Source organism: Sphingomonas sp. NBWT7, from assembly GCF_014217605.1.
Lineage (GTDB): Bacteria > Pseudomonadota > Alphaproteobacteria > Sphingomonadales > Sphingomonadaceae > Sphingomonas.
In genome coordinates this window covers 2,762,961-2,782,032 of sequence record NZ_CP043639.1, presented here as the reverse complement: position 1 = coordinate 2,782,032, position 19,072 = coordinate 2,762,961, and the positions used below count along the sequence as shown (strand labels likewise).

At 68.3% G+C, this 19,072-nt stretch carries 22 protein-coding genes; 7 read left to right on the top strand and 15 right to left on the bottom strand.

Annotated elements, in window-relative coordinates; genetic code table 11:
• Positions 1 to 13: 13 nt before the first annotated feature.
• The 5 genes from F1C10_RS13485 to F1C10_RS13465 are packed head-to-tail and all read right to left on the bottom strand — an operon-like array spanning position 14 to position 5,095.
• Positions 14 to 745: a flagellar biosynthesis protein FliH gene (locus F1C10_RS13485; RefSeq protein WP_185206920.1), complete on the bottom strand. Its 732-nt coding sequence runs from the start codon at positions 743 to 745 to the stop codon at positions 14 to 16.
• Positions 738 to 1,694 carry a flagellar motor switch protein FliG gene (fliG, locus tag F1C10_RS13480; protein WP_258043162.1) on the bottom strand — a complete coding sequence of 319 codons (957 nt, stop codon included), beginning with the start codon at positions 1,692 to 1,694 and terminating at the stop codon, positions 738 to 740. Before fliG ends, F1C10_RS13485 begins: the two co-directional genes overlap by 8 nt.
• 53 nt (positions 1,695 to 1,747) lie before the next feature.
• On the bottom strand, positions 1,748 to 3,463 hold the full coding sequence (gene fliF, locus F1C10_RS13475) for a flagellar basal-body MS-ring/collar protein FliF (RefSeq protein ID WP_185206917.1): 1,716 nt from the start codon (positions 3,461 to 3,463) through the stop codon (positions 1,748 to 1,750).
• Position 3,464: 1 nt separating this feature from the next.
• The gene (gene fliE / locus F1C10_RS13470; protein ID WP_185206916.1) at positions 3,465 to 3,827 is read right to left on the bottom strand and encodes a flagellar hook-basal body complex protein FliE; all 363 of its coding nucleotides are present in this window, start codon (positions 3,825 to 3,827) and stop codon (positions 3,465 to 3,467) included.
• The gene (locus F1C10_RS13465; RefSeq protein WP_185206915.1) at positions 3,824 to 5,095 is read right to left on the bottom strand and encodes a sigma-54-dependent Fis family transcriptional regulator; all 1,272 of its coding nucleotides are present in this window, start codon (positions 5,093 to 5,095) and stop codon (positions 3,824 to 3,826) included. The genes fliE and F1C10_RS13465 overlap by 4 nt, the downstream gene beginning before the upstream one ends.
• Positions 5,096 to 5,415: 320 nt before the next feature.
• Here F1C10_RS13465 and F1C10_RS13460 point away from each other — a divergent pair, with 320 nt between their 5' ends.
• Positions 5,416 to 6,291 (top strand): flagellin, encoded by an 876-nt coding sequence (locus F1C10_RS13460; protein WP_185206914.1) that lies wholly within the window; start codon positions 5,416 to 5,418, stop codon positions 6,289 to 6,291.
• A 300-nt stretch (positions 6,292 to 6,591) separates the two neighbouring features.
• Positions 6,592 to 7,443, top strand: coding sequence for a flagellin (locus tag F1C10_RS13455; RefSeq protein WP_185210251.1), 852 nt, complete (start codon positions 6,592 to 6,594; stop codon positions 7,441 to 7,443).
• Between the two features lie 134 nt (positions 7,444 to 7,577).
• Here F1C10_RS13455 and F1C10_RS13450 read toward each other — a convergent pair whose 3' ends face one another.
• From F1C10_RS13450 to F1C10_RS13405, 10 genes are all read right to left on the bottom strand, one after another.
• Positions 7,578 to 8,189, bottom strand: a complete 612-nt coding sequence (locus F1C10_RS13450; RefSeq protein WP_185206913.1) for a DUF1989 domain-containing protein — start codon at positions 8,187 to 8,189, stop codon at positions 7,578 to 7,580.
• Between the two features lie 10 nt (positions 8,190 to 8,199).
• Entirely contained in the window at positions 8,200 to 8,907 is a 708-nt protein-coding gene (gntA, locus tag F1C10_RS13445; protein ID WP_185206912.1) for a guanitoxin biosynthesis heme-dependent pre-guanitoxin N-hydroxylase GntA, read from the bottom strand.
• Between the two features lie 109 nt (positions 8,908 to 9,016).
• A complete protein-coding gene (locus F1C10_RS13440) occupies positions 9,017 to 9,766 on the bottom strand; it encodes a FliA/WhiG family RNA polymerase sigma factor (protein ID WP_185206911.1) in 750 nt (249 codons plus the stop codon).
• Positions 9,763 to 11,868: a flagellar biosynthesis protein FlhA gene (gene flhA, locus F1C10_RS13435; protein ID WP_185206910.1), complete on the bottom strand. Its 2,106-nt coding sequence runs from the start codon at positions 11,866 to 11,868 to the stop codon at positions 9,763 to 9,765. The genes F1C10_RS13440 and flhA overlap by 4 nt, the downstream gene beginning before the upstream one ends.
• A gap of 4 nt (positions 11,869 to 11,872) precedes the next feature.
• Complete coding sequence (locus F1C10_RS13430) at positions 11,873 to 12,745, bottom strand: lytic transglycosylase domain-containing protein (RefSeq protein ID WP_185206908.1); 873 nt, start codon at positions 12,743 to 12,745, stop codon at positions 11,873 to 11,875.
• Positions 12,746 to 12,839: 94 nt separating this feature from the next.
• Positions 12,840 to 13,151, bottom strand: coding sequence for a flagellar protein FlgN (locus F1C10_RS13425; protein ID WP_085808282.1), 312 nt, complete (start codon positions 13,149 to 13,151; stop codon positions 12,840 to 12,842).
• On the bottom strand, positions 13,138 to 13,425 hold the full coding sequence (gene flgM, locus F1C10_RS13420) for a flagellar biosynthesis anti-sigma factor FlgM (protein WP_185206907.1): 288 nt from the start codon (positions 13,423 to 13,425) through the stop codon (positions 13,138 to 13,140). Before flgM ends, F1C10_RS13425 begins: the two co-directional genes overlap by 14 nt.
• Positions 13,426 to 13,493: 68 nt before the next feature.
• The gene (locus F1C10_RS13415; RefSeq protein WP_374939351.1) at positions 13,494 to 13,997 is read right to left on the bottom strand and encodes a flagella basal body P-ring formation protein FlgA; all 504 of its coding nucleotides are present in this window, start codon (positions 13,995 to 13,997) and stop codon (positions 13,494 to 13,496) included.
• Positions 13,994 to 14,527, bottom strand: a complete 534-nt coding sequence (locus tag F1C10_RS13410; protein ID WP_185206905.1) for a flagellar motor protein MotB — start codon at positions 14,525 to 14,527, stop codon at positions 13,994 to 13,996. Before F1C10_RS13410 ends, F1C10_RS13415 begins: the two co-directional genes overlap by 4 nt.
• Positions 14,524 to 15,192, bottom strand: coding sequence for a motility protein A (locus tag F1C10_RS13405; protein WP_185206903.1), 669 nt, complete (start codon positions 15,190 to 15,192; stop codon positions 14,524 to 14,526). The genes F1C10_RS13410 and F1C10_RS13405 overlap by 4 nt, the downstream gene beginning before the upstream one ends.
• 259 nt (positions 15,193 to 15,451) lie before the next feature.
• On the opposite strand from F1C10_RS13405, the gene F1C10_RS13400 reads away from it, so the two are divergent.
• From F1C10_RS13400 to F1C10_RS13380, 5 genes are all read left to right on the top strand, one after another.
• Positions 15,452 to 15,796, top strand: a complete 345-nt coding sequence (locus tag F1C10_RS13400) for a flagellar basal body protein (protein ID WP_085808279.1) — start codon at positions 15,452 to 15,454, stop codon at positions 15,794 to 15,796.
• 3 nt (positions 15,797 to 15,799) lie between these two features.
• Positions 15,800 to 16,210 carry a flagellar basal body rod protein FlgC gene (gene flgC / locus F1C10_RS13395; RefSeq protein WP_185206901.1) on the top strand — a complete coding sequence of 137 codons (411 nt, stop codon included), beginning with the start codon at positions 15,800 to 15,802 and terminating at the stop codon, positions 16,208 to 16,210.
• A 3-nt stretch (positions 16,211 to 16,213) separates the two neighbouring features.
• The gene (locus tag F1C10_RS13390; protein ID WP_185206899.1) at positions 16,214 to 16,894 is read left to right on the top strand and encodes a flagellar hook assembly protein FlgD; all 681 of its coding nucleotides are present in this window, start codon (positions 16,214 to 16,216) and stop codon (positions 16,892 to 16,894) included.
• Positions 16,895 to 16,936: 42 nt separating this feature from the next.
• Complete coding sequence (locus F1C10_RS13385; protein ID WP_185206897.1) at positions 16,937 to 18,193, top strand: flagellar hook protein FlgE; 1,257 nt, start codon at positions 16,937 to 16,939, stop codon at positions 18,191 to 18,193.
• A 113-nt stretch (positions 18,194 to 18,306) separates the two neighbouring features.
• A complete protein-coding gene (locus tag F1C10_RS13380) occupies positions 18,307 to 19,059 on the top strand; it encodes a flagellar basal body rod protein FlgF (RefSeq protein ID WP_185206895.1) in 753 nt (250 codons plus the stop codon).
• Positions 19,060 to 19,072: the final 13 nt, after the last annotated feature.

Genomic DNA, 19,072 nt, shown 5'->3' with positions numbered 1-19,072 from the left:
GGCGATCGACCGCTCAGGCGGCCGAGGGCACCGCGACCTTGTCGAGCGCGTGGGTCAGCTGTTCCAGCCACAGCGCTGGTCCGTCCTCGACAATCGTCGAGGCGGCCTCGAGCACGAAGGTACCGCGCGCCAGTGCCGGATCGGCGACCGCGAAGATTGAGGCCGGCAGGCGGCCCTCGAGCAGCGCCACGTCCGCGGACGCAACGCGCAGGATCGCGCTTTCCGATGCGTCGGCGAGCAGTTCCGCCGCCGCCTCCACCCGCCCGGCAAGCAGATCGGCGGAAATGCCGACCTCGCCGACCAGCCGGGTGACGAGATGAAGCACCGTCTGCCGCAGTTGCGCGGCGATCCGGTCGCGATCGATGCGATCGTCGGACTTGAGCGCCGCCAGCACGCCTTCGAGCAGATCGAGATCGCGGCGGCTGGCAGCATCGTGCGCCGCCTGCGCTGCGGCGAAGCCTTCGTCATAGCCCTCGCGCCGCGCTTCCTCGATCGGATCGATGAACGGCGCGTCGGTCACGGTCGGGTCGAGCGGGTTCCACCCCTCGGTCGGGTTCGCCGACGGATCGGCGGGGGCATAGCTGCGCGGACCGCCTTCGGTGGCGAACGCGTCCTCGATCCGCGCGATCAGATCGGCCGGGGCGAATCCCGCCGGGCGGTCGGCGAAGACGCGCTGCAGCCGCTGCGCGGCGTCGTCGTGGCGCGCGGACAGGCCGACGACGAACGGTTGCGCCGCCTCAAACATAATCGTCCTCGCCGCCGCCCATCATGATCGTGCCGTCCTTGGCCAGCGTGCGGGCGATCTGGATAATGACCTTCTGCGCCTCGAGCACCTCGCTCAGCTTCATCGGGCCGCGCGCTTCCATCTCGTCGCGGATGCCGTCGGCGGCGCGCGCCGACATGCAGCCGAGGAAGCGGTTGCGGGCGAATTCGTCGACGCCCTTCAGCGCGCGCGTCAGGATGTCGCTGTCGACGTTGCGGATCAGCGTGCCGAGGTTCTTGTCGTCCATGTCGAGCAGGTTGTCGAAGACGAACATCGCCTCCTCGATCGCCTTCGCCGTTTCCTTGTCGAGCTTGAAAAGCTTGGGCATCACACGCTGCTCGGTTGCCTTGCGCGCGCCCTGCAGGATCTTCGCCGCCTCACGCGTGCCGCCCAGCTTCACCTGCGCGCCCTGCCCGCCCGCCGACGAGCGGTTGGCGATCATCGTCTTCAGCGTATCGACCGCCTCGGGCGTGATCGGGCCGAGCTTGGCGATGCGGTGAAGGATTTCGGGCTGCGCCGCGTCGGGCAGCAGCTCCAGCACCTGCGCGCCGACCGCGGGATCGAGGTTCGCGATCAGCACCGCGGCGATCTGCGGATGTTCCTTCTCGATCATCGCGGCGATGTCGGTCGCGTCGAGCCAGTCGAGCAGGTCGATCTCGCACGCCGCCTCGGGCGGGGTGATGCGCGCGAGCACGCTCTCCGCCTTCTCCTGGCCGAGCGCGCGGTGCATCACCGCCTCGATCTTGGGCCGCGGGTCGAAGCTGATGCCGGTCCGCTCGCGCGCGCGGCCGACGAAATCGTCGAGCACGCCTTCGACGTCGGCCTCGCTCACGTCGGCGACGGTGAACATCGCGCGGCCGAGCTCGCGCACTTCGTCGGGCTCGAGCTTCTGGAGGATCGACGCCGCCTCATCCTCGCCGACGAGCATCATCAGCACCGCGGCACGCTCCGTCCCCGTGAACGTGCGCAGCGGAATGTCGACGCTCACAGCGCGGGCGCCTTCATCATGTCGCGCACCGCCAGTGCAGCGCGCGCCGGGTTGTCGCGCGTGAAGCCACGCACCGCACCGATCCGCTCGTCATAGTTGCGGCCTGCCTCGATTTCGTCGAGCGTCACCGGCGGCGCGACCGCGATCGTCCCCGGTGTTGCCGCCTCGCCTGCGTCGCCATCCTCGTCCGAGGCGCCGCCGATCGCGCGGCCGAGGCCGGGACGCGTCGCAGGATCGCCCGCCTCGTCCTTCTTCTTCGTCATCGTCTTGAGCAGCGGACGCACGCCGAGCAGCAGCACGAGCAGCGCGATCAGGATCGCGGTGACGTTGCGCGCCACCACCGGCAGCCAGTTATTGTCGTACCACGCCGGGCCATTGCCTTCCTCCGCATCGCTGCCGGCGAACTTGCGGCTGATCACGGTCACCTGGTCGTTGCGCGCCTGATCGAAGCCGACCGCGGAGCGGACTAGCTGCGTGATCTGGTTGATCTCCGCCGCGGTGCGCCGGCCTTTCTCGGGATCGCGCAGCAGGACGGCGACCGACAGGCGCTTGATCCCGCCGGGCGCGGCGCGCGTCACCGACACTTCCTTGCCAAGATCGTACGAGCGGGCGAACTGATCGGACTGCTTGTTGGCGTCGGGCGCCGGGCCGCCCGCGACCGCCTGGCCGGTCGGGATCGGGCGACCATCCGCGCCGACCGCGGCCTGCGGCTGTTGCAGCGTGCTTGCCGGCGGGGGCGTGTTGCTTAGCGCGCCGGGGATGCCGCCGGGCCCTTGCGCCACTGACGCCTGATTGCCCGTCCACGCGCCCGTTTCCGCGCGCACGACACCCTGCTTCTCGAAACTCTCGCGCGTCGCCGACGTCTCGTCCATGTTGACGTCGGCCTGCACCTCGGCGGTGAAATTGCCCGCGCCGACGAGCGGCGTCAGCAGCTGCAGCAGCTGCGCACGATACTTGTCTTCGAGCCGCCGCTGAAGTGTGATGCGCTGATCGCTGCCACTCTCGCCGACGCCGCCGGGCTTCGACAAGAGCGCGCCCATCTGGTCGACGATCGTTACCGCCTCGGGCTTCATGCCGGGCACCGACGAGGCGACGAGGTTGATGATCGACTGCACCTGCGCGTCCGACAGCGCCCGCCCGCCTTGCAACTTGACGACGACGGAGGCGCTGGGCTGCGCGCTGTCGCGCACGAAGACGCTCGCCTCGGGCATCGCAAGATGCACGCGCGCCTCGACGACGGCGTCGATTTCCTGGATCGAGCGTGCGAGCTCGGTCTCGCGCGCCTGGCGCAGGCGCTCACCCTCGACGGCGCGGCTGACGCCCATCGGCAGCTGATCGAGGATCGCGTAGCCGCCAGGCGCCGCCTTGGGCAGGCCCTGCCCGGCGAGCAGCAACCGCGCGCGCGAAAAATCCTCTTCGTTGACGGTGACGGCGTTGGTGGCCTCGTCGATCTGGCTGTCGATGCTCGCGGCGTTCAGCGCAGAGGTCACCGCCGCCTTGTCGGCATCGGGCAGCCCGCTGAACAGCGTCTTCTGCGGTGCGCCCGACAGCGCCGACCAGGCGAGCGCGGACGCGCCGATCAGCCCGACCATCATCGCCATCGGCCCGGCGCGGCGCACCGCGGGCTGCGCGAAGACGCCCTGGATCTGCTTCAGCGGATTGGCGAAGCGTTCGGGGATGATCGGGTTCGAAGGGGCGAGTGCGTTTGCCATATCAGACCGGCATGCTCATGATGTCCTTGTAGGCGGACAGGATCTTGTTGCGGACCTGAAGCGTGGCCTCGAAGCCGACCGACGCTTCCTGGCGGGCGAGCATCACCTTGGCGATGTCCACCGTTTCGCCGCGCTCGTACGCCTCGGACAGCGCCGACGCCTTCTGCGCCTGGTTATTCACCGATTGGAGTGCATTCTCCATCGTCGCGGCGAAGCTGCCCGCCTGCTGCGCGCCCGATGTCGGCGCGCTCGGCGCGGCGGCAGCGGTCGCGTTGGCGCGGCTCAAGGCGGCGTTGCGTTCCAGGATCTGCGCGCGCAGCGCCATCACCCGGTCGATCCCGCCGACACCCCCGACCCCACTCATGCCGTCAACCTCCGATCATGCGGCGCCGCGATCTCCTCACCCTGCTCGCGCGCCTTCGCCAAGCGGTAACGCAAGGTTCGTTCCGAAATGCCGAGCCGGCGCGCGGTCTCGATGCGATTGCCGCCGCACGCCTTCATCGTCTCGCGGATCGCGGCAAATTCGGAGAGCTGGACAACGTGGCCGAGGGTCGCCGGCTCGTCGCTCGCCGGCACTGCGGCGAGACGCGGCGCGGCCGGACGGTCGAACACGATATGCTCGGCCTCGATCGTCGCGCCGCCGCAGAACAGCAGCGCGCGCTGGATCACGTTTTCCAGCTCACGCACGTTACCGGGCCAGTCATGGCCGACGAGCCGCGCGATCGCGGCGTCCGACGGCCACGGCACCACCGCGCGCGTGCCGGCGTGGCGCAGGACCATCGTCGCGACGAGCGCCGGCACGTCCTGCGGGCGATCCGCCAGCGGGCGCGTGGTGAGCGGGAATACCGACAGGCGGTAGTAGAGATCGGCGCGGAACCGACCCGCGGCGACTTCGGCCTGCAGATCGCGGTTGGCGCAGGCGACGACACGCACGTCGATCGGCACCGGATGCGTCGCGCCGATCGGCACCACCTCGCGCTCCTGCAGCACGCGCAGCAGCTTGGCCTGGAGCGGCAGCGGCATCTCGGCGATCTCGTCGAGCACGATCGTGCCGCCGTGCGCCGCGCGGAAGAAGCCGTCGCCACCCGACGACGCGCCGGTGAAGCTGCCCTTCACGTGGCCGAACAGCATCGCCTCGAGCATCGTCTCGGGCAGCGCGGCGCAGTTGATCGCGATGAACGGGCCGTCGCGGCGCGCCGAATTGCGATGGATGGTGCGCGCGAGCACTTCCTTGCCGGTGCCGGTGGGGCCGTTGATGAGCACGGTGATGTCGGCCTCGGCGACGCGCTCGGCGAGCGCGTAGAGCGCCAGGCTCTCGGGATCGGCGGCGGTCGGCAGCTCGGGCCCGCCGGCGAGCGCGCGGACGAAGGCGTTGCCAACGACGGCGTCGGCGTGATCGAACGTCAGCCGCGCAGGGGCGCCATCGCGATACGGCACCACCTGCCGCTCGCCGCGCGCCAGCACCACCGTGCGCGACGGCACCGGCGATGCCTCACCCGGCGCCACCAGCCACGCGGTATCGGCCTGCGGCCGGGTGCCGGCGGCAGCGACGCTGAACCCCTGGGCGCGCAGCGACGAGACGAGCGCGATATGGGCATCGGCAATCGCGGCGGTGGGAACGATCGAACGCAAGGTCTTCCTCCTTCGGAACGACGCTGCTGATGCCGCTCAAATGGTTAACGACCAGTTTCGCCGGCAGCCGGCCGGCAGAATATTTCCGGGCGCGTGCCCCCGCGCCCACACCCGCGCCTACACCCGCGCCGCGTACCCACGTACACACGCGAGAGCGCGCGCATCACGGGCACACCGCGAGCGCGCGCGACCGGCGGCGATTTGCCGGTCGCCGGCAGAAAATCGGCTAAAGTTTGCCGGCCGGCGGCCGTTTGGTGTGGCGACGGATCGACGCCCGCAAGGGGGGCAGCGTTCGCGTCGAGACCCATACGGAGATCACCATGACCGTTATCGCTTCCAACACGTCGGCGCTGCGCGCGTCGAACGCCTCGACCAGCGCGAGCAAGATGCTGTCGACCGCGATGGAGCGCCTGTCGACCGGCAAGCGCATCAACTCGGCCAAGGACGACGCCGCCGGCCTCGCGATCAGCAGCTCGATGACGGCGCAGATCCGCGGCATGAACCAGGGCATCCGCAACGCGAACGACGGCATCAGCCTGGCGCAGACCGCCGAAGGCGCGCTCGACGAGGTCAGCAACATGTTGCAGCGCATGCGCGAACTGCGCGTGCAGTCCGAGAATGGTACCTATGCCGCCGGCGACAAGCAGAACATCTATTCGGAGCAGAATGCGCTCGCCGACCAGATCCGCTCGGTGATTAGAAATACCAATTTCAACGGCACTGACCTGTTCAAGGGCAACGGCACCCCCGGCACTGCGCAGTCGGTGACGATCCAGGCCGGCGCGAATGCTACCGACACGGTCTCGATCAGCATCGCCGATCTCAACAATGCAACTGGCACGGTCAACAAGTTGAACGCGGTGGTCGATCTGACCGCCACGGTGAATGGCATGACCGGCGACAGCGCCGCCACGCCGCCGGTAGTGCCGACGATTCTAGCGTTCGACGATGCGCTTGCGTACGTCGCCACCGTCCGCTCGGGCCTCGGCGCGTCGCAGAACCGCCTGGAGAGCGCGGTCAACAACCTGACCTCGAACGCCACGAACCTTTCGGACGCGCGCAGCCGCATCGAGGACGCGGACTTCTCGTCGGAATCGACGAACCTTGCGAAGGCGCAGATCCTCTCGCAGGCGTCGACCGCGATGCTGAGCCAGGCCAATCAGTCGCAGCAGGGCGTAATGCGCCTGCTTGGCTAAGAGCTGCGGAGCCGGCGCCGCCCCCCCTTTAAGGGTGCCGGCTGCGTTACCGCCCGCCCCGTCTTCAGAGCGGGCGTAAAGCCTCGGCGGCAATTGCTCGCCGGGGCTTTTCTGCGTCCGGCGCAGGTCCATAGCGCTCGTGACCTCATGCCAGTCTTAGCGAGTTGAACGCGGGATCAAGAACCGGCGCAACGTGCAAACTTTGCCCTAAAGCCCGCCACGAACCGGTCGTTTCTCTTGCTGAGGTGGTTAGGCCCTCGCCTTGGGGGCGGTGGTGGACGCCGAACTTGGAGATCGACAATGTCTGTTATCGGAAGCAATATTTCAGCCCTGCGTTCCTCGAACGCTTCGGCCAAGGCGCAGGATATGTTGTCGACCGCGATGGAGCGCCTGTCCACCGGCAAGCGCATCAATTCCGCGAAGGACGACGCCGCCGGCCTGGCGATCAGCAGCTCGATGACCGCGCAGATCCGCGGCATGAACCAGGGCATCCGCAACGCGAACGACGGCATCAGCCTGGCGCAGACCGCCGAAGGCGCGCTCGACGAGGTCAGCAACATGCTGCAGCGTATGCGCGAGCTCCAGGTGCAGAAGGTGAACGGCACCTATTCGACCAGCGATTCCGCCAATATCGTCGCCGAGCAGGAGGCGTTGGCGCAACAGATTCAGTCGGTGGTCAAGAATACGACGTTCAATGGAAAGAATCTGTTTGCGACGGCAAGCAATGATATCACGATTCAGGCAGGTGCCAACGCAACTGACACCGTGACGCTGAGCCTGCCGAAACTTGACGCGGCTTATGTCGCGGGCCCACCGGCTGAAGGTCAGCTGAGCCAGATCGTCGACTTCACGGCAACAGGTACAACGGCGCGTTTGGCTGCGGTTGACCTTGCCAAGTTCGATACTGCGCTCGCCACCGTCGCGACGACCCGCGCCGGGCTTGGTGCAGCACAGAACCGCCTCGAGAGCGCAGTGAACAACCTGACCTCGAACGCTACCAACCTGTCCGACGCGCGCAGCCGGATCGAGGACGCCGATTTCTCCGCGGAATCGACCAATCTCGCAAAGGCGCAGATCCTGTCGCAGGCCTCGACCGCGATGCTCAGCCAGGCGAACCAGTCGCAGCAGGGCGTGCTGAAGCTGCTCGGCTAATCACCGATCGCTCGGCACCGGCGCCGCCCCCACATCGGGTGCGGGTGCCGATCACGAACCCCGGTTGCCGCGCGGCAGCCGGGGTTTGCCGTTTTTGAAGAGCCCGTCGTCTGCGATGGCGCGGCGGTGCCGGCCTAGCGGATCAGATAGTCGATGGGTTTGAAGCTGCCGCCGTTCGAATCGTACGCCGAACAGGCGGTGAGGCCGACGACGAGGTCCATCGCGGCGCGAAAGGTGATGCGGTCGCCCGCCTTGCTGATCGGCGGCAGGACGCGCAGCTTGCCCGTCTCTCCATCGACCGGCACGTTCATGAAACAGTTGAACGCGCTCGGGATCATGTCCTCGGCGATGCCATAGCGCGCGAGCGCGGCGGCGAGGTTGCCGAAACAGCCGCGGTGGAGCGGCTTGTCGGGATAGAAATGCCGAAAGGTTTCGACGCTGCACGGGGTGAGCAGGAAGTCGTGCCGCCCGACGTCGTCGGCGACGATCTCAAGCATGGGACGCGAGCGGTTCGAGTAGAGCGTGTGGCCGGTGGTGAGATAGATCGTTTCGGCATAATCGAATGTACGACCGGCGGAGATCGCCTCGCCGACATCATCGGCATTGAAGGCGAGCAGGTCCGACACCTGGCAGCCTTTCGGATCGATCACCTCCAGCGTTGCGCCGGCGGCAAGGCGGAACGCAGTGCCGCTGCGCTCGGGGATACGGGTGGCGGTTTCGCGGGCAGCGGCAGTATCGATGGGCATCGGCGCGGCTTTAGCCGTTGTCGCCGCTGTAGTGAAACGGGCACGCCCAGCCATCGTCCACGACGCGGCCGCTATATTGCCGCGCCTCGCTCGACGCGCCGTGGCGCGCGAGCATCGGGTTGCGTGATCCGGCGAGCTTCTCGTCGCGCACCAGAATCTTCTCGCGCATCCCCTCATATTGGCCAGTCGCGCGCAGCGTCTCGAACTGGTCGTGCAGGTTGAACACCAGCGTGGGCTTGTCGAAGCGGCGCGCCGGGCGGCTGGCGTTGGGATGCAGGCCGACGACGAAGAACGCCTCGCCGCCGAAGCTCAAGGAGAAATGCGGATCGTCGGGATCGTGGCTGACGCGCGCGTCATACGCCTGCCCGCGCCACACATCCTTGTCCGACAGCGACTGAATGCGCGACCAGAGCGCGCGCTCGAAGCTCGGCTCGTCGAGATCCTCGGGCCCGTCGAAGACGACGGCGAAACTGCGGAACAGGCCGGGCTCCTCGCGATACGCCTCGGCGAAGCGCATCAACCCGTCGTGGATCCGCAGATCGTCCCACCCGCTGTCGATCCGGTTGCAGGCGAGCGTGTTGAGCGTGCCACGGGCGAGCGCGGCCTTGGCGCCGACACACGGGAATAGCCGATCCGTGACGTGATCGTGCAGCAGCGTCTCGAAGCGTTCCTGGTCGACGTGGCGCCAGGGGAACATCGGTGTGGCAGGTTGTGGCATCGCCCCGAGGTACGCGCAGGGCGAGGCCGGCGTTCCGGGGATTCGGTATAATCTGCGTCAGTGTCGCAGTTTATGACACATTCGCAGCCGGTTACCGCCCGGCGGCGCCTCAACCGGCGCGCAGGAGCGCCTTCTTGAGCTTGGCGTGCGCTGCCGATTTGATTTGGCAGACGCGCGCCGACCCGACGCCGAGTACCGCGCCGATCTCCTCTAGGTTAAGTTCCTCGACATGGTAGAGCTGGATCACCAGCTGCTCGCGTTCGGGCAGCGCAGCGATCGCGGCGACGAGGCGCGCGCGCTGCTGCCCCTCGGCGAGTTGATCGAACGCGTTCGGCTCGTCGCTGGCGAACCAGGGCTGGTCGTCGGTGTAGACCTCGTCGATCGAATCGAACTTGGCGGCCTCGGCCGTCACGTATTCGGACCGCAATTTGTCGACCGAGACGCCGAGACGCGCGGCGAGCTGCGCCTCGCTTGGCGCGCGGCCAAGCTCGCCGGTCAGCACCTGGACGGCGCGGGCATAATCGCGGCGGCGGCGGATGGCGCCGCGCGTCATCGCGGCGTGGCGGCGCAGCTCGTCGATCATCGCGCCGCGCAGTCGCGTGGTGAGATATTGCCGAAACGTCACCTGCCCGCGATCCTCGAACGCGGCGGCGGCCTCGACCAGCGCGACGAGTCCGGTCTGTACGAGATCCTCGACCTCGACCGCGGTGGAGACGCTGCCGTGGACATGCCAGGCGAGCCGGCGGACGAGCGGCAGATGCTCGCGTACCAGCGCGCCTTCCTCGCGTGCGCGCGCACGCGGACTATAAGTGAGCGGCGCGGCGTTCGCGAACGCGCTGCGATGCGGCTCGGCGCTCATGCCGCGAGCGCCTGCGGTTGGCCGCCACCCAGCATGCCGTTCGCCGGGTGCGTATCGTTCGCGCCGATGACGGCGACGACTTCGACCGCCTTGTCCTCGGGGACTTCGAAGAAGCTCATGACGGGGGTATCCGGCAGACAGGTTTTGACGAGCTTGCGGATCGCGACGCGGATCGCGGGCTGGACGACGAGCGCGAACGGCTTGGCCTCGGCGATCATCGGTTGCGCAGCGCGCTGCAGCGCATCGACGATGCGTCGGCCGAGATCAGGCTCGATGACGTGGCGGCGCGACGGATCGGCACGCATCGCCTGGCCGAGCAGCCCCTCGAGCCCGCCCTCCAGCGTCATCACGCGCAGCGGCTCTCGCACCCCGCACAGTTTCTGGATGATGAGCGGCCCGAGCTCGGGACGGATCAGCTCGACGATCTCGTCGGCGTCCTGCGTGCGCTGCGCGATCACTGCGACCGCGGCGGCGATCCGGCGGAATTCCTTCAAAGTAATGCCTTCGTTGAGCAGCGCCTTGAGCACGCCGGTCAGCGTGGTGAGCGACAGCGGCTGCGGCACCAGCGAGGCGACGAGCTGCGGATTGCGCTCCTTCAGCCCGTCGAGCAGCGCCTGCACCTCGTCGGCGCCGAGCAGATCGGCGGCGTTCTGGCCGAGTGCGTGGTTGAGGTGCGTGGCGATGACGGTGCCCGAATCGACCACCAGATAGCCGGCGCCGGTCGCGGCATCGGCGTCGCCCGGCGCGATCCACGTCGCGTCGAGCCCGAAGGTCGGATCCTTCGCCTTCTTGCCCTTCAGGTCGCCGAAGCCGGTGCCGGTATCGAGCGCGAGCATCTCGTCGGGCGAGACCTGATCCTCGCCGACCACGACGCCGCCGACGACGAGCCGGTAGGTGTAGGGCGCCAGGTTGATGTCGTCGCGCACCTTCACCTGCGGCACGACGAAGCCGAGCTCCTTCGACAGCTGGCGCCGCACCCCGGTGATCCGGCCCATCAGCGGCGCACCCTTGCGCTCGTCGACCAGCGGCACCAGGCCGTAGCCAATGTCGAGGTTGACCATCATCCCGTCGGTCACCTCGTCCCAGCCGATGCGCGACTGGTCGATCGGCTCGGCGGCGGGCGCCTCCTCCACCGGTGCCGGGCGCTGCGCGATCTGGTTGAGCTTCCACGCGGTGAAGCCCGCAATCCCGGCGGCGGGGAGCAGGATGAGGTGCGGCATCCCCGGCAGCACGCCGAGAAGGCCGAGGATGCCGGCGACCGGCGCCCAGGTACGCGGGCTGCCGAACTGGCTGCCGATCTGTCCGGCGAGATCCTTTTCCGACGACACGCGGGTGACGATCGCGGCGGCGGCGATCGACAGCATCAGCGACGGCAGCTGCGCGACCAGCGCGTCGCCGATCGCGAGCAGCGTATAGCCCTTCGCCGCATCGGCGATCGACATGCCGTGGCTGACGGGGCCGAGGATCAGCCCGCCGATGATGTTCGCCGCGAGGATCAGGATCGCGGCGATCGCGTCGCCCTTCACGAACTTCGACGAACCGTCCATTGAGCCGTAGAAATCGGCTTCGGTCGCGACTTCGACGCGACGCTTCTTGGCCTCTTCGGGCGTCATCAGCCCGGCGTTCAAGTCGGCGTCGATCGCCATCTGCTTGCCGGGCAGCGCGTCGAGCGTGAAGCGCGCCGAGACTTCGGAGACGCGGCCGGCGCCCTTGGTAACGACGATCAGGTTGATGATCATCAGGATCGCGAAGACGAAGATGCCGACGACATAGTCGCCGCCGATCAGAAAGCTGCCGAACGCCTCGATCACGTGGCCGGCCGCCGCTTCGCCCTCATGCCCGTGGACCAGCACGACGCGCGTCGAGGCGACGTTGAGGCCGAGGCGGAACAGCGTGGCGAACAGCAGCACCGTGGGAAAGGCGGAGAAGTCGAGCGGCTTCTGCGCGTTCAACGCGACCATCAGCACCGCGAGGCTGATCGCGATGTTGGCGACGAAGAACACGTCGAGCAGGAAGGCCGGGATCGGCACGACCATGACGACGACGAGCAGCAGGATCGCGGCGGGGAGCGCCGCCTGGCGCGAGTTGGCGAGGAGCTTCATCGCCTCAGCCGCCCATCCGCGCGAGCATCATGTAGGCGAGGCGCGCGTTGTCGGGCGACGGGCGCAGCAGGCTTGCCTGTGTCACCCCGGCCGCACCGGCGGGTGCGCGGCCCATGGCGGCGGTGGCCCAGCTCATCGCGTCCGACGCCGACTGGTTGGCGCCGGTGATGACCGTCGCGCCTTCCATGTCGAGCATCTGCGCGGCAAATTGCATGCGCGGCAGATCGTTGCCGGCATTGCCGGTGCTGCCGGCAGCCCCTGCCCCCTCGCCCAGCTTCGCGCCGAACCGCTGGTAAACGTCCGACAGCGAGCGCGCCGAGCCGTCACGATTGTAGAAGACGTTGCGGTTGGCGCCCGCAGCGGCGGGGAACATGCTCGCGGCGGGGCGCTCGGGCGATACCTGCATCGCCTTCAGGAACTGCTTGGCACCCCCCAGCCCCAGGAAATGCGCCATGTAGAGATCGGTGCCAGTCGCTGCCCGGCTGAGACTTGCCTCGAGCGCATCCTTGTTGTCCGACGCGTGCTCGGCCGCCATCAGCGAGGCGGCTTCGGGATCGTTGCGCAGATCGAGGATGGCGCGGCGCATCTGCGGATCGGTGACGGTGAGCCGCCCCGACGAGGTCCGCTGAATGCCGTTCGCGGCCCAGCCCATCCCGTGCTCCGCGCCGTGATCCTTCACCACCGCGAGCCAGGACTGTTCGATGAACTGATAGAGCCCGCTCGCCGAGGAGGTACGCGCCCGCGCACCGGCGTTGAAGCCGCTCTCGACCTTTGCCTGGCCGAGCAGGTAATCGAAGTCGATTCCGGTCTTCGCGGATGCGCGCTGGATCGCGGACTGCACCCGGCCGATCGCGGTATTGAGGGCATTGACGGTCATCGTTGCTGCGGCACTTCCCTGTTCGGGAACCCAAGCAGCAAGGAGTGTGCCAGTCAGCGATCAGCGCAGGCGCGCTAGCCGATAGTGCGCGCGATCAGGCGTAGGCGACGGGGCCGCGGCGATAGGCGTTGCCGCCCTCGCCGGTCAGAAGTTGCAGGCGGCGGCGAACATTTGCCGCCATCAGGTTGACGTAGATACGGCACGTATCGTTGAGGCGATCGGCTTCGTCCGCCAGCTCGCGCAGTTCGGGGCCGGCCGGGCCGTCGCCCAGCTGCTGCAACGTCTCGATCGCGGTGAGCTTGGCCGAGGTGGCGCGCTCGAGCCCGGCGACGTCGTTCGTCTTCAGCGCGGCGATCTCGTGATGCAGCGTGTCGATCACGCGGATCAGGGCGTCACGCCGGGTCATGCGACATCCATTCGTAGCGGGCGGCGATCAGGCGATCGGCAATCGTATCGGGCGAGAGCGGGAAGTTGCCCTCTGCCACCGCGCGCTTGATCTTCGCCACGCGCTCGACGTCGACCGGCGGGCTGGCGGCGAGCTGCGCCGCGAGCGTCGGCGTCGTCGGCGTGGTGAGCGGCTGGCTGGCGGCACTGGTCGCCCCGCGCGGCGATACCGCGCGTGCTATCGCGCCGATCCTGCGATCGTTCGCTACGGGTTTCGGCCCTATCGGATCGACCATCGGAACACCTGCTTCGCCGCCTCTGCGATCCAACAAACGGCCGGCGCTGTGCGAACTTTAGCATTTTTTTACTCGCCCCAGCCGGGCAGCGTCGCGCGGCCGGGCGACAGCGCGACGGCCTGGACCGGCATCTTGCCCTCGTCGACGCGCACCATCAGCCGCTGGCCGGTGGCGGCATCGGCCATCGCGACGCCCTCGCGGGTGATCGCAAAGCCTGGCGATCCCGCCTCGATCACCAGCGGATCGCCGCGGCGGATGACTTTTTCCGCCGCTGCGGCGGGGAGTGGCGCGGCGGCGGCACGCGCGATCACCGTAGCGCGGGGCGGCATCGCGACGGGCACGAAGATGCGCCAATCGGGTCCGCCGCAAGACACGACGACGGCATCGTGCGCGTCGGTGCGCCACGACAGCGCGACCGTCGGGCATTGTGCCAGGCGCAGCCGCGGGTCGACCACGGCGCGCGCGCCGCCCTCGCTGCCGATCGGCTTGCCGGTGAAGGCGGCGACGGCGCGGTCGAGCGCGGCGGTATCCTGAAAGGCGACGGCGCCAAGCGCCAGCAGGAGCGCGATCACTTCTTCTCTCCGGTAAACGACAGGGTGACGACCACCTGCCGGCGCGATGGCTGGTCGGCGGTGAAGATGACGAGGCGGCCGGGGGCGACATCGGCAAGCGCGGCGGCGACGGCGCGCGCGCGATCGGCAGCCAGCACCGCGGCGCTGCCGGTATCACCATCGACGTCGGCTGCCGTGCCGTCGACCGCAGCGGTAATGCGCAGCGACACGCGCGGATCACGCGTCGCCTCGCGCGCCCAAGCGACAAGGCCGTCAGGCGCGGCGGGCAGCGTCGCACTGCCGGGGGCGAAGTTGAACATGCCAGCCGCCGCGACGGGTAGCGGATCGGGTGCGCCCTTGTCCGCCGACGCGCCGAAGCCGGCGCGAAAGCCGCTCGCCAGCGCCTTTTTGTCGAGCTGCTGGTTCGCCTGCAACAGGACGAAGAAGCCGACGAGCAACAGCGCGAGATCGGCGAGCGTCACGAGCCACAGCGGGCGCGCCGCCGCGGGCATGGGGAAATCGTCGACGGTGTAAGCAAGCGCCGGCGTCATGCCGCCTCGCTCGCACGGTGAATCGGCGCGAAGCTGACGGGGCGCGGCTGTTCGCGCGTTGCGAGCGCGACGAGCGGCGCGACGATCCGCGCGCGCTCGAACGCTTCGTGGCGGGCAGCAGCGCGCAGCCGGCTCGCGATCGGCATGGCGACGAGATTGCCGAGCAGCGCGCCATAGAGCGTTGCGAGCAGCGCCACCGCCATCGCGCCGCCGATCGCCTGCGGATCGGTCATCTGCACGAACATCGCGACGAGCCCGACGAGCGTGCCGACCATGCCCATCGCCGGCGCCGCCTCCGCCATGCCGGCCCAAGCGTCGGCGGCGGCGCAATGCCGCTCGATCCGCGCGCGGCGCAGGTGATCGAGGCGGACGGCGACTGCCTCGGGCGCGTGGCCGTCAACGATGTCGGCGACCGCGGCAGCGATATCGGCGTCGGCGATCACCGACTTGTCGAGCGCGATCGCGCCGTGCCGCCGCGCGATGCGGCCGAGCGCAGCGATCTGCTGCAACAGCGGCTCGGCGGAAAAGCGGCGACGCGGCAGCGTGGCGAGCGCGGCGATCGCACGCGCGAGATCGCCCGCCGGCGTGCGCAGGATCGCACTCGCAATCGTGCCGCCCCCGACGATGGCGAGCGCGGTCGGATCGATGAAGGTGCCGAGGTCCATGCCCCGTCGTCTGCAAGCCATGGGCCAGATCGACCGGCGTCACCTTCGGCTCGTCGCACGCCGCACCGGCAAGCCATAGCGAGGCGATCGCGCGCGGCGGTGGTGCCGCGGCTGCGATGGCGCGTCCGGCAACGCTTGCCGGCCGCCCGGCAACATCTTGCCGCCACGCGCCGCCGGATCGCCTGCTGCGCCGGCGCATCGGCACTTGGCACGCCGCTTGCTGATTGTCCCGCGCATCAGACGTGCAGGAGTTCGGGCAGTGGCCAGCGACAGTCTATTCGGCGTTCACGGAGCGGCGCTCGAGGTGCGCGCGCAGCGCATGAACGTGCTCGCGTCGAACATCGCCAACGCCTCGACGCCGAACTTCAAGGCACGCGATATCGACTTCACCAAGGCGCTCGCCTCGGTCGAGCGACAGGGTGCGAGCGGGATCGACCAGGCGTTGCTGTACCGCGTGCCCGACTCGCCGTCGATGGACGGCAACACGGTCGAGCTCAGCAAGGAGCAGACCGCCTTCGCCGAGAACGCCGTCCAGTATCAGACAACGCTATCGTTCCTGAACGGGCGCATCAATCAGCTCACGCGCGCGCTGCGGGGAGAATAAGCCATGGCCGCCAATCCACTCTCGATCTTCCAGGTCGCCGGGCGCGCGATGTCCGCGCAGCTCGTGCGGATGAACACCACCGCCTCGAACCTGGCCAACGCAGGCGCAGTGACAGGATCGTCGGCAACGGCGTATCGCAGCATGAAGCCCGTGTTCCGCACGCAGTTCGATCAGGCGAGCGGCATGGCGACGGTGGATGTCGAGCGCGTCGTCACCGCCGGCGAAGAGCCGATCAAGATCCGCGATCCGAACAATCCGATGGCCGACAAGGACGGCTACGTCTACCAATCCGCCGTCGACGAGACGCGGGAGCTGGTCGACATGATGGAGACCGCGCGCTCCTATCAGAACAACGTCGAGGTGATGAACACCGCCAAGTCGTTGATCGTCGACACGCTGAAGATGGGGCGCTGATAGATGGCCTCCTCCTTCGACAGCACGATCGCGAACCTCGGGATCAGCAGCACCGCGAACGGCGCGGCGAAAACCGCGACGGCGAAATCCGCCTCGCTCGGCCAGGCCGATTTCCTGAAGCTTATGACCGCGCAGATGAAGAACCAGGATCCGTTCGATCCGGTCGACAACACGCAGATGGTCGCCCAGATGGCGCAATTCTCGTCGCTCGCCGGGATCACCGAGATGGGCTCGACGCTGAAGGCGATCGCCGACAAGCTCGGCGCGACGAGCATGCAGGACGCGGTAAGCTACGTCGGGCGCACGGTGCTGACGGCGGGCAGCACCGCCTACGGCCGATCGGCAGGCGGCATCGCCGGCGCGGTCGAGCTTGGCGCGGACGCGAGCCAGGTCACCGTCTCGATCTCGGATGCCAACGGCCAGCTGCTACACACCGCCGATCTCGGCGCGCAGAAGGCCGGCACGATCACTTACGACTGGGACGGCAAGGACCTCGCCGGTGCGGACGCTGGCAGCGGGCCGTTCACCGTGCAGATCAGCGCCAACGACGGGACGCAGGCGATCGCCGCGACCGGGCTGGTCTGGGCGCCCGTCACCTCCGTCTCGACTACCAGCGGCGCCGCCGTCCTCACCTTGCCGGGGATCGGCGAGGTGCCCGCCAGCGCCGTACGCCAGATCGGCTGATCCAGCCCCTCCCCCCTTTCCCCGTTTCTAGGAGCAACCCCCATGTCCTTCTATACCTCGCTCTCGGGCTTGCAGGCCGCGCAGACCGATATGTCGACGATCTCGCACAACCTCGCCAACGTCTCGACCAACGGCTTCAAGAAGAGCCGCAGCGAATTCACCGACATCATGGCGTCGAACTTCACCAGCGATCCGCGCCGGCTCGTCGGTTCGGGCACCGCGCTGGCGCAGAACAAGCAGATGTTCGGCGAGGGCAGCCTTGTTACCACCGGCTCGTCGCTAGATCTCGCGGTGGCGGGTGACGGCTTCTTCGCGGTGAAGACGCCGGCGGCGGGCGGCGCGACGGTTGCCTACACGCGCAACGGCACCTTCGCTGTCGATCCCAATCGCTTCATCACCGATGCGCAGGGCAGCCGCCTGCAAGCCTATGCGGTCGAGACCGACGGCACCGTGCCGGGCGTCGGCACGTTGATCGACGTGCAGGTGCCGACGACCAGCGGCGAGGCGACGGCAACCTCGACGGTGTCCATCAAGGCCGCACTCAACGCCGGCGCCAAGGGCACCGACGCGGAATTCAGCCGCTCGAACGCGGCGACGTTCACGCACTCCACCAGCACCACCGTCTACGACGCCAAGGGCAATGCGCAGACACTGACGCAGTATTTCGTCAGGAAGCCCGAGGAGACGGCCGGCGACGGCACGGTGAGCAAGGCTAGCAACTGGACCGTCCACAGCTTCCTCGGCGAGAGCGCGCCCGAGGATGGCGGCCCGATCGATATGGCGTTCGACAGCGACGGCAATCTTATTTCCGCCAGCGGTGCAGAGCTCAAGTTTCCGGTCGCCGGCGGCGAGCCGCGCACGATCACGCTCGACCTCGGCGGCTCGACGGCGAGCAAGCAACCGTTCGCGATCACTGCGCGCACGCAGGACGGCACGGCGCTCGGCGAATTCTCCGGCATCGCGGTCGACAGCGCCGGCGTCATCATGGCGAGCTACTCGAACGGCGACGCGGTGAAGCTCGGCAAGGTCGCGCTGGCGAACTTCGTCAACCCGACTGGGCTGCGCCAGAACGGCGGCAATTACTGGAGCTCGACCGGGCTGTCGGGCAGCGCGACGATGGGCAGCGCGAACGAGAACGGCTTCGGCAAGCTGATGTCGGGTACCGTCGAGGGCTCGAACGTCGACATTACCGAGGAGCTGGTCGAGCTGATCAGCGCGCAGCGCAATTTCCAGGCGAACGCCAAGGCGCTCGATACCGCGAGCCAGATCTCGCAGACGATCTTCAATATCCGCTCGTGAACGAGCGGCGGCTTCAACATCCGCTCGTGAACGAGCGGCGGCTTCAACATCCGCTCGTGAACGAGCGGCGGCTTCAACATTCGCTCGTGAATTGAGCGCCGGGGGCACGTTGCATGGATAAACTGGTCTATACCGCGGCGACGGGGCTCAAGGCGCACATGGCGGCGCAGGCCGCGATCGCCAACAACATGGCGAACGTGTCGACCACCGGCTTTCGCGCCGACCGCGTCGTGTTCGACCGGATCGAGATGAAGGGCGGCGGCAGCCGGTTCGAAGCGCGCGCGCCCGCGGCGCAGGAAGTGACCGACGCCGACCGTTCGGTCGGCGCGCTTTCGCAGACCGGGCGCAACCTCGACGTGGCGCTGACCGACGCGACGAGCTGGATCGCGGTGCAGGCGCCCGACGGCACCGAGGCCTATACCCGCCGCGGCGATCTCAGCGTCTCGGCATCGGGCACGTTGCAGACGGGCGACGGGTTCCTGGTGATGGGCTCGGGGGGCCCGATCACCGTGCCGCCGTACAATTCGCTGTCGATCGGCTCGGACGGATCGATCTCGATCGTCCCGCAGGGGGCGGAGGCGACCGAGACGACGGTGATCGACCGGATCAAGGTCGTCTCCGACAAGGGATCGTCGACCACCAAGGGGCTCGACAATCTGATGCACGTGCGCGGCGGCGGGGTGCTGCCCGAGAACCTCGATGCCAAGGTGGCGTCCGGCGCGCTTGAACAGAGCAACGTCAACATGACGCAGGTGCTGGTCGACATGATCGAGAATCAGCGCAGCTACGAAGTGCAGGCGAACCTGCTCAAGGAAGCCAAGACGATGGACGAAGGCGCCGCGTCCGTCATGCGGATGCCCGGCTGATCCCCGCGCGATA

What these genes read in the sequence shown, in the direction of transcription:
- flgC (WP_185206901.1), top strand. Translation starts at nt 15,800, where the DNA reads ATGGCCGCCAATCCACTCTCGATCTTCCAGGTCGCCGGGCGCGCGATG.
- F1C10_RS13385 (WP_185206897.1), top strand. Translation starts at nt 16,937, where the DNA reads ATGTCCTTCTATACCTCGCTCTCGGGCTTGCAGGCCGCGCAGACCGAT.
- fliF (WP_185206917.1), bottom strand. Translation starts at nt 3,463, where the DNA reads ATGGCAAACGCACTCGCCCCTTCGAACCCGATCATCCCCGAACGCTTC.
- F1C10_RS13455 (WP_185210251.1), top strand. Translation starts at nt 6,592, where the DNA reads ATGTCTGTTATCGGAAGCAATATTTCAGCCCTGCGTTCCTCGAACGCT.
- F1C10_RS13450 (WP_185206913.1), bottom strand. Translation starts at nt 8,189, where the DNA reads ATGCCCATCGATACTGCCGCTGCCCGCGAAACCGCCACCCGTATCCCC.
- F1C10_RS13460 (WP_185206914.1), top strand. Translation starts at nt 5,416, where the DNA reads ATGACCGTTATCGCTTCCAACACGTCGGCGCTGCGCGCGTCGAACGCC.
- F1C10_RS13425 (WP_085808282.1), bottom strand. Translation starts at nt 13,151, where the DNA reads ATGACCCGGCGTGACGCCCTGATCCGCGTGATCGACACGCTGCATCAC.
- F1C10_RS13485 (WP_185206920.1), bottom strand. Translation starts at nt 745, where the DNA reads ATGTTTGAGGCGGCGCAACCGTTCGTCGTCGGCCTGTCCGCGCGCCAC.
- F1C10_RS13430 (WP_185206908.1), bottom strand. Translation starts at nt 12,745, where the DNA reads ATGACCGTCAATGCCCTCAATACCGCGATCGGCCGGGTGCAGTCCGCG.
- flhA (WP_185206910.1), bottom strand. Translation starts at nt 11,868, where the DNA reads ATGAAGCTCCTCGCCAACTCGCGCCAGGCGGCGCTCCCCGCCGCGATC.
- F1C10_RS13440 (WP_185206911.1), bottom strand. Translation starts at nt 9,766, where the DNA reads ATGAGCGCCGAGCCGCATCGCAGCGCGTTCGCGAACGCCGCGCCGCTC.
- fliE (WP_185206916.1), bottom strand. Translation starts at nt 3,827, where the DNA reads ATGAGTGGGGTCGGGGGTGTCGGCGGGATCGACCGGGTGATGGCGCTG.
- F1C10_RS13380 (WP_185206895.1), top strand. Translation starts at nt 18,307, where the DNA reads ATGGATAAACTGGTCTATACCGCGGCGACGGGGCTCAAGGCGCACATG.
- fliG (WP_258043162.1), bottom strand. Translation starts at nt 1,694, where the DNA reads ATGATGCTCGTCGGCGAGGATGAGGCGGCGTCGATCCTCCAGAAGCTC.
- F1C10_RS13405 (WP_185206903.1), bottom strand. Translation starts at nt 15,192, where the DNA reads ATGGACCTCGGCACCTTCATCGATCCGACCGCGCTCGCCATCGTCGGG.
- flgM (WP_185206907.1), bottom strand. Translation starts at nt 13,425, where the DNA reads ATGGTCGATCCGATAGGGCCGAAACCCGTAGCGAACGATCGCAGGATC.
- F1C10_RS13410 (WP_185206905.1), bottom strand. Translation starts at nt 14,527, where the DNA reads ATGACGCCGGCGCTTGCTTACACCGTCGACGATTTCCCCATGCCCGCG.
- F1C10_RS13390 (WP_185206899.1), top strand. Translation starts at nt 16,214, where the DNA reads ATGGCCTCCTCCTTCGACAGCACGATCGCGAACCTCGGGATCAGCAGC.
- gntA (WP_185206912.1), bottom strand. Translation starts at nt 8,907, where the DNA reads ATGCCACAACCTGCCACACCGATGTTCCCCTGGCGCCACGTCGACCAG.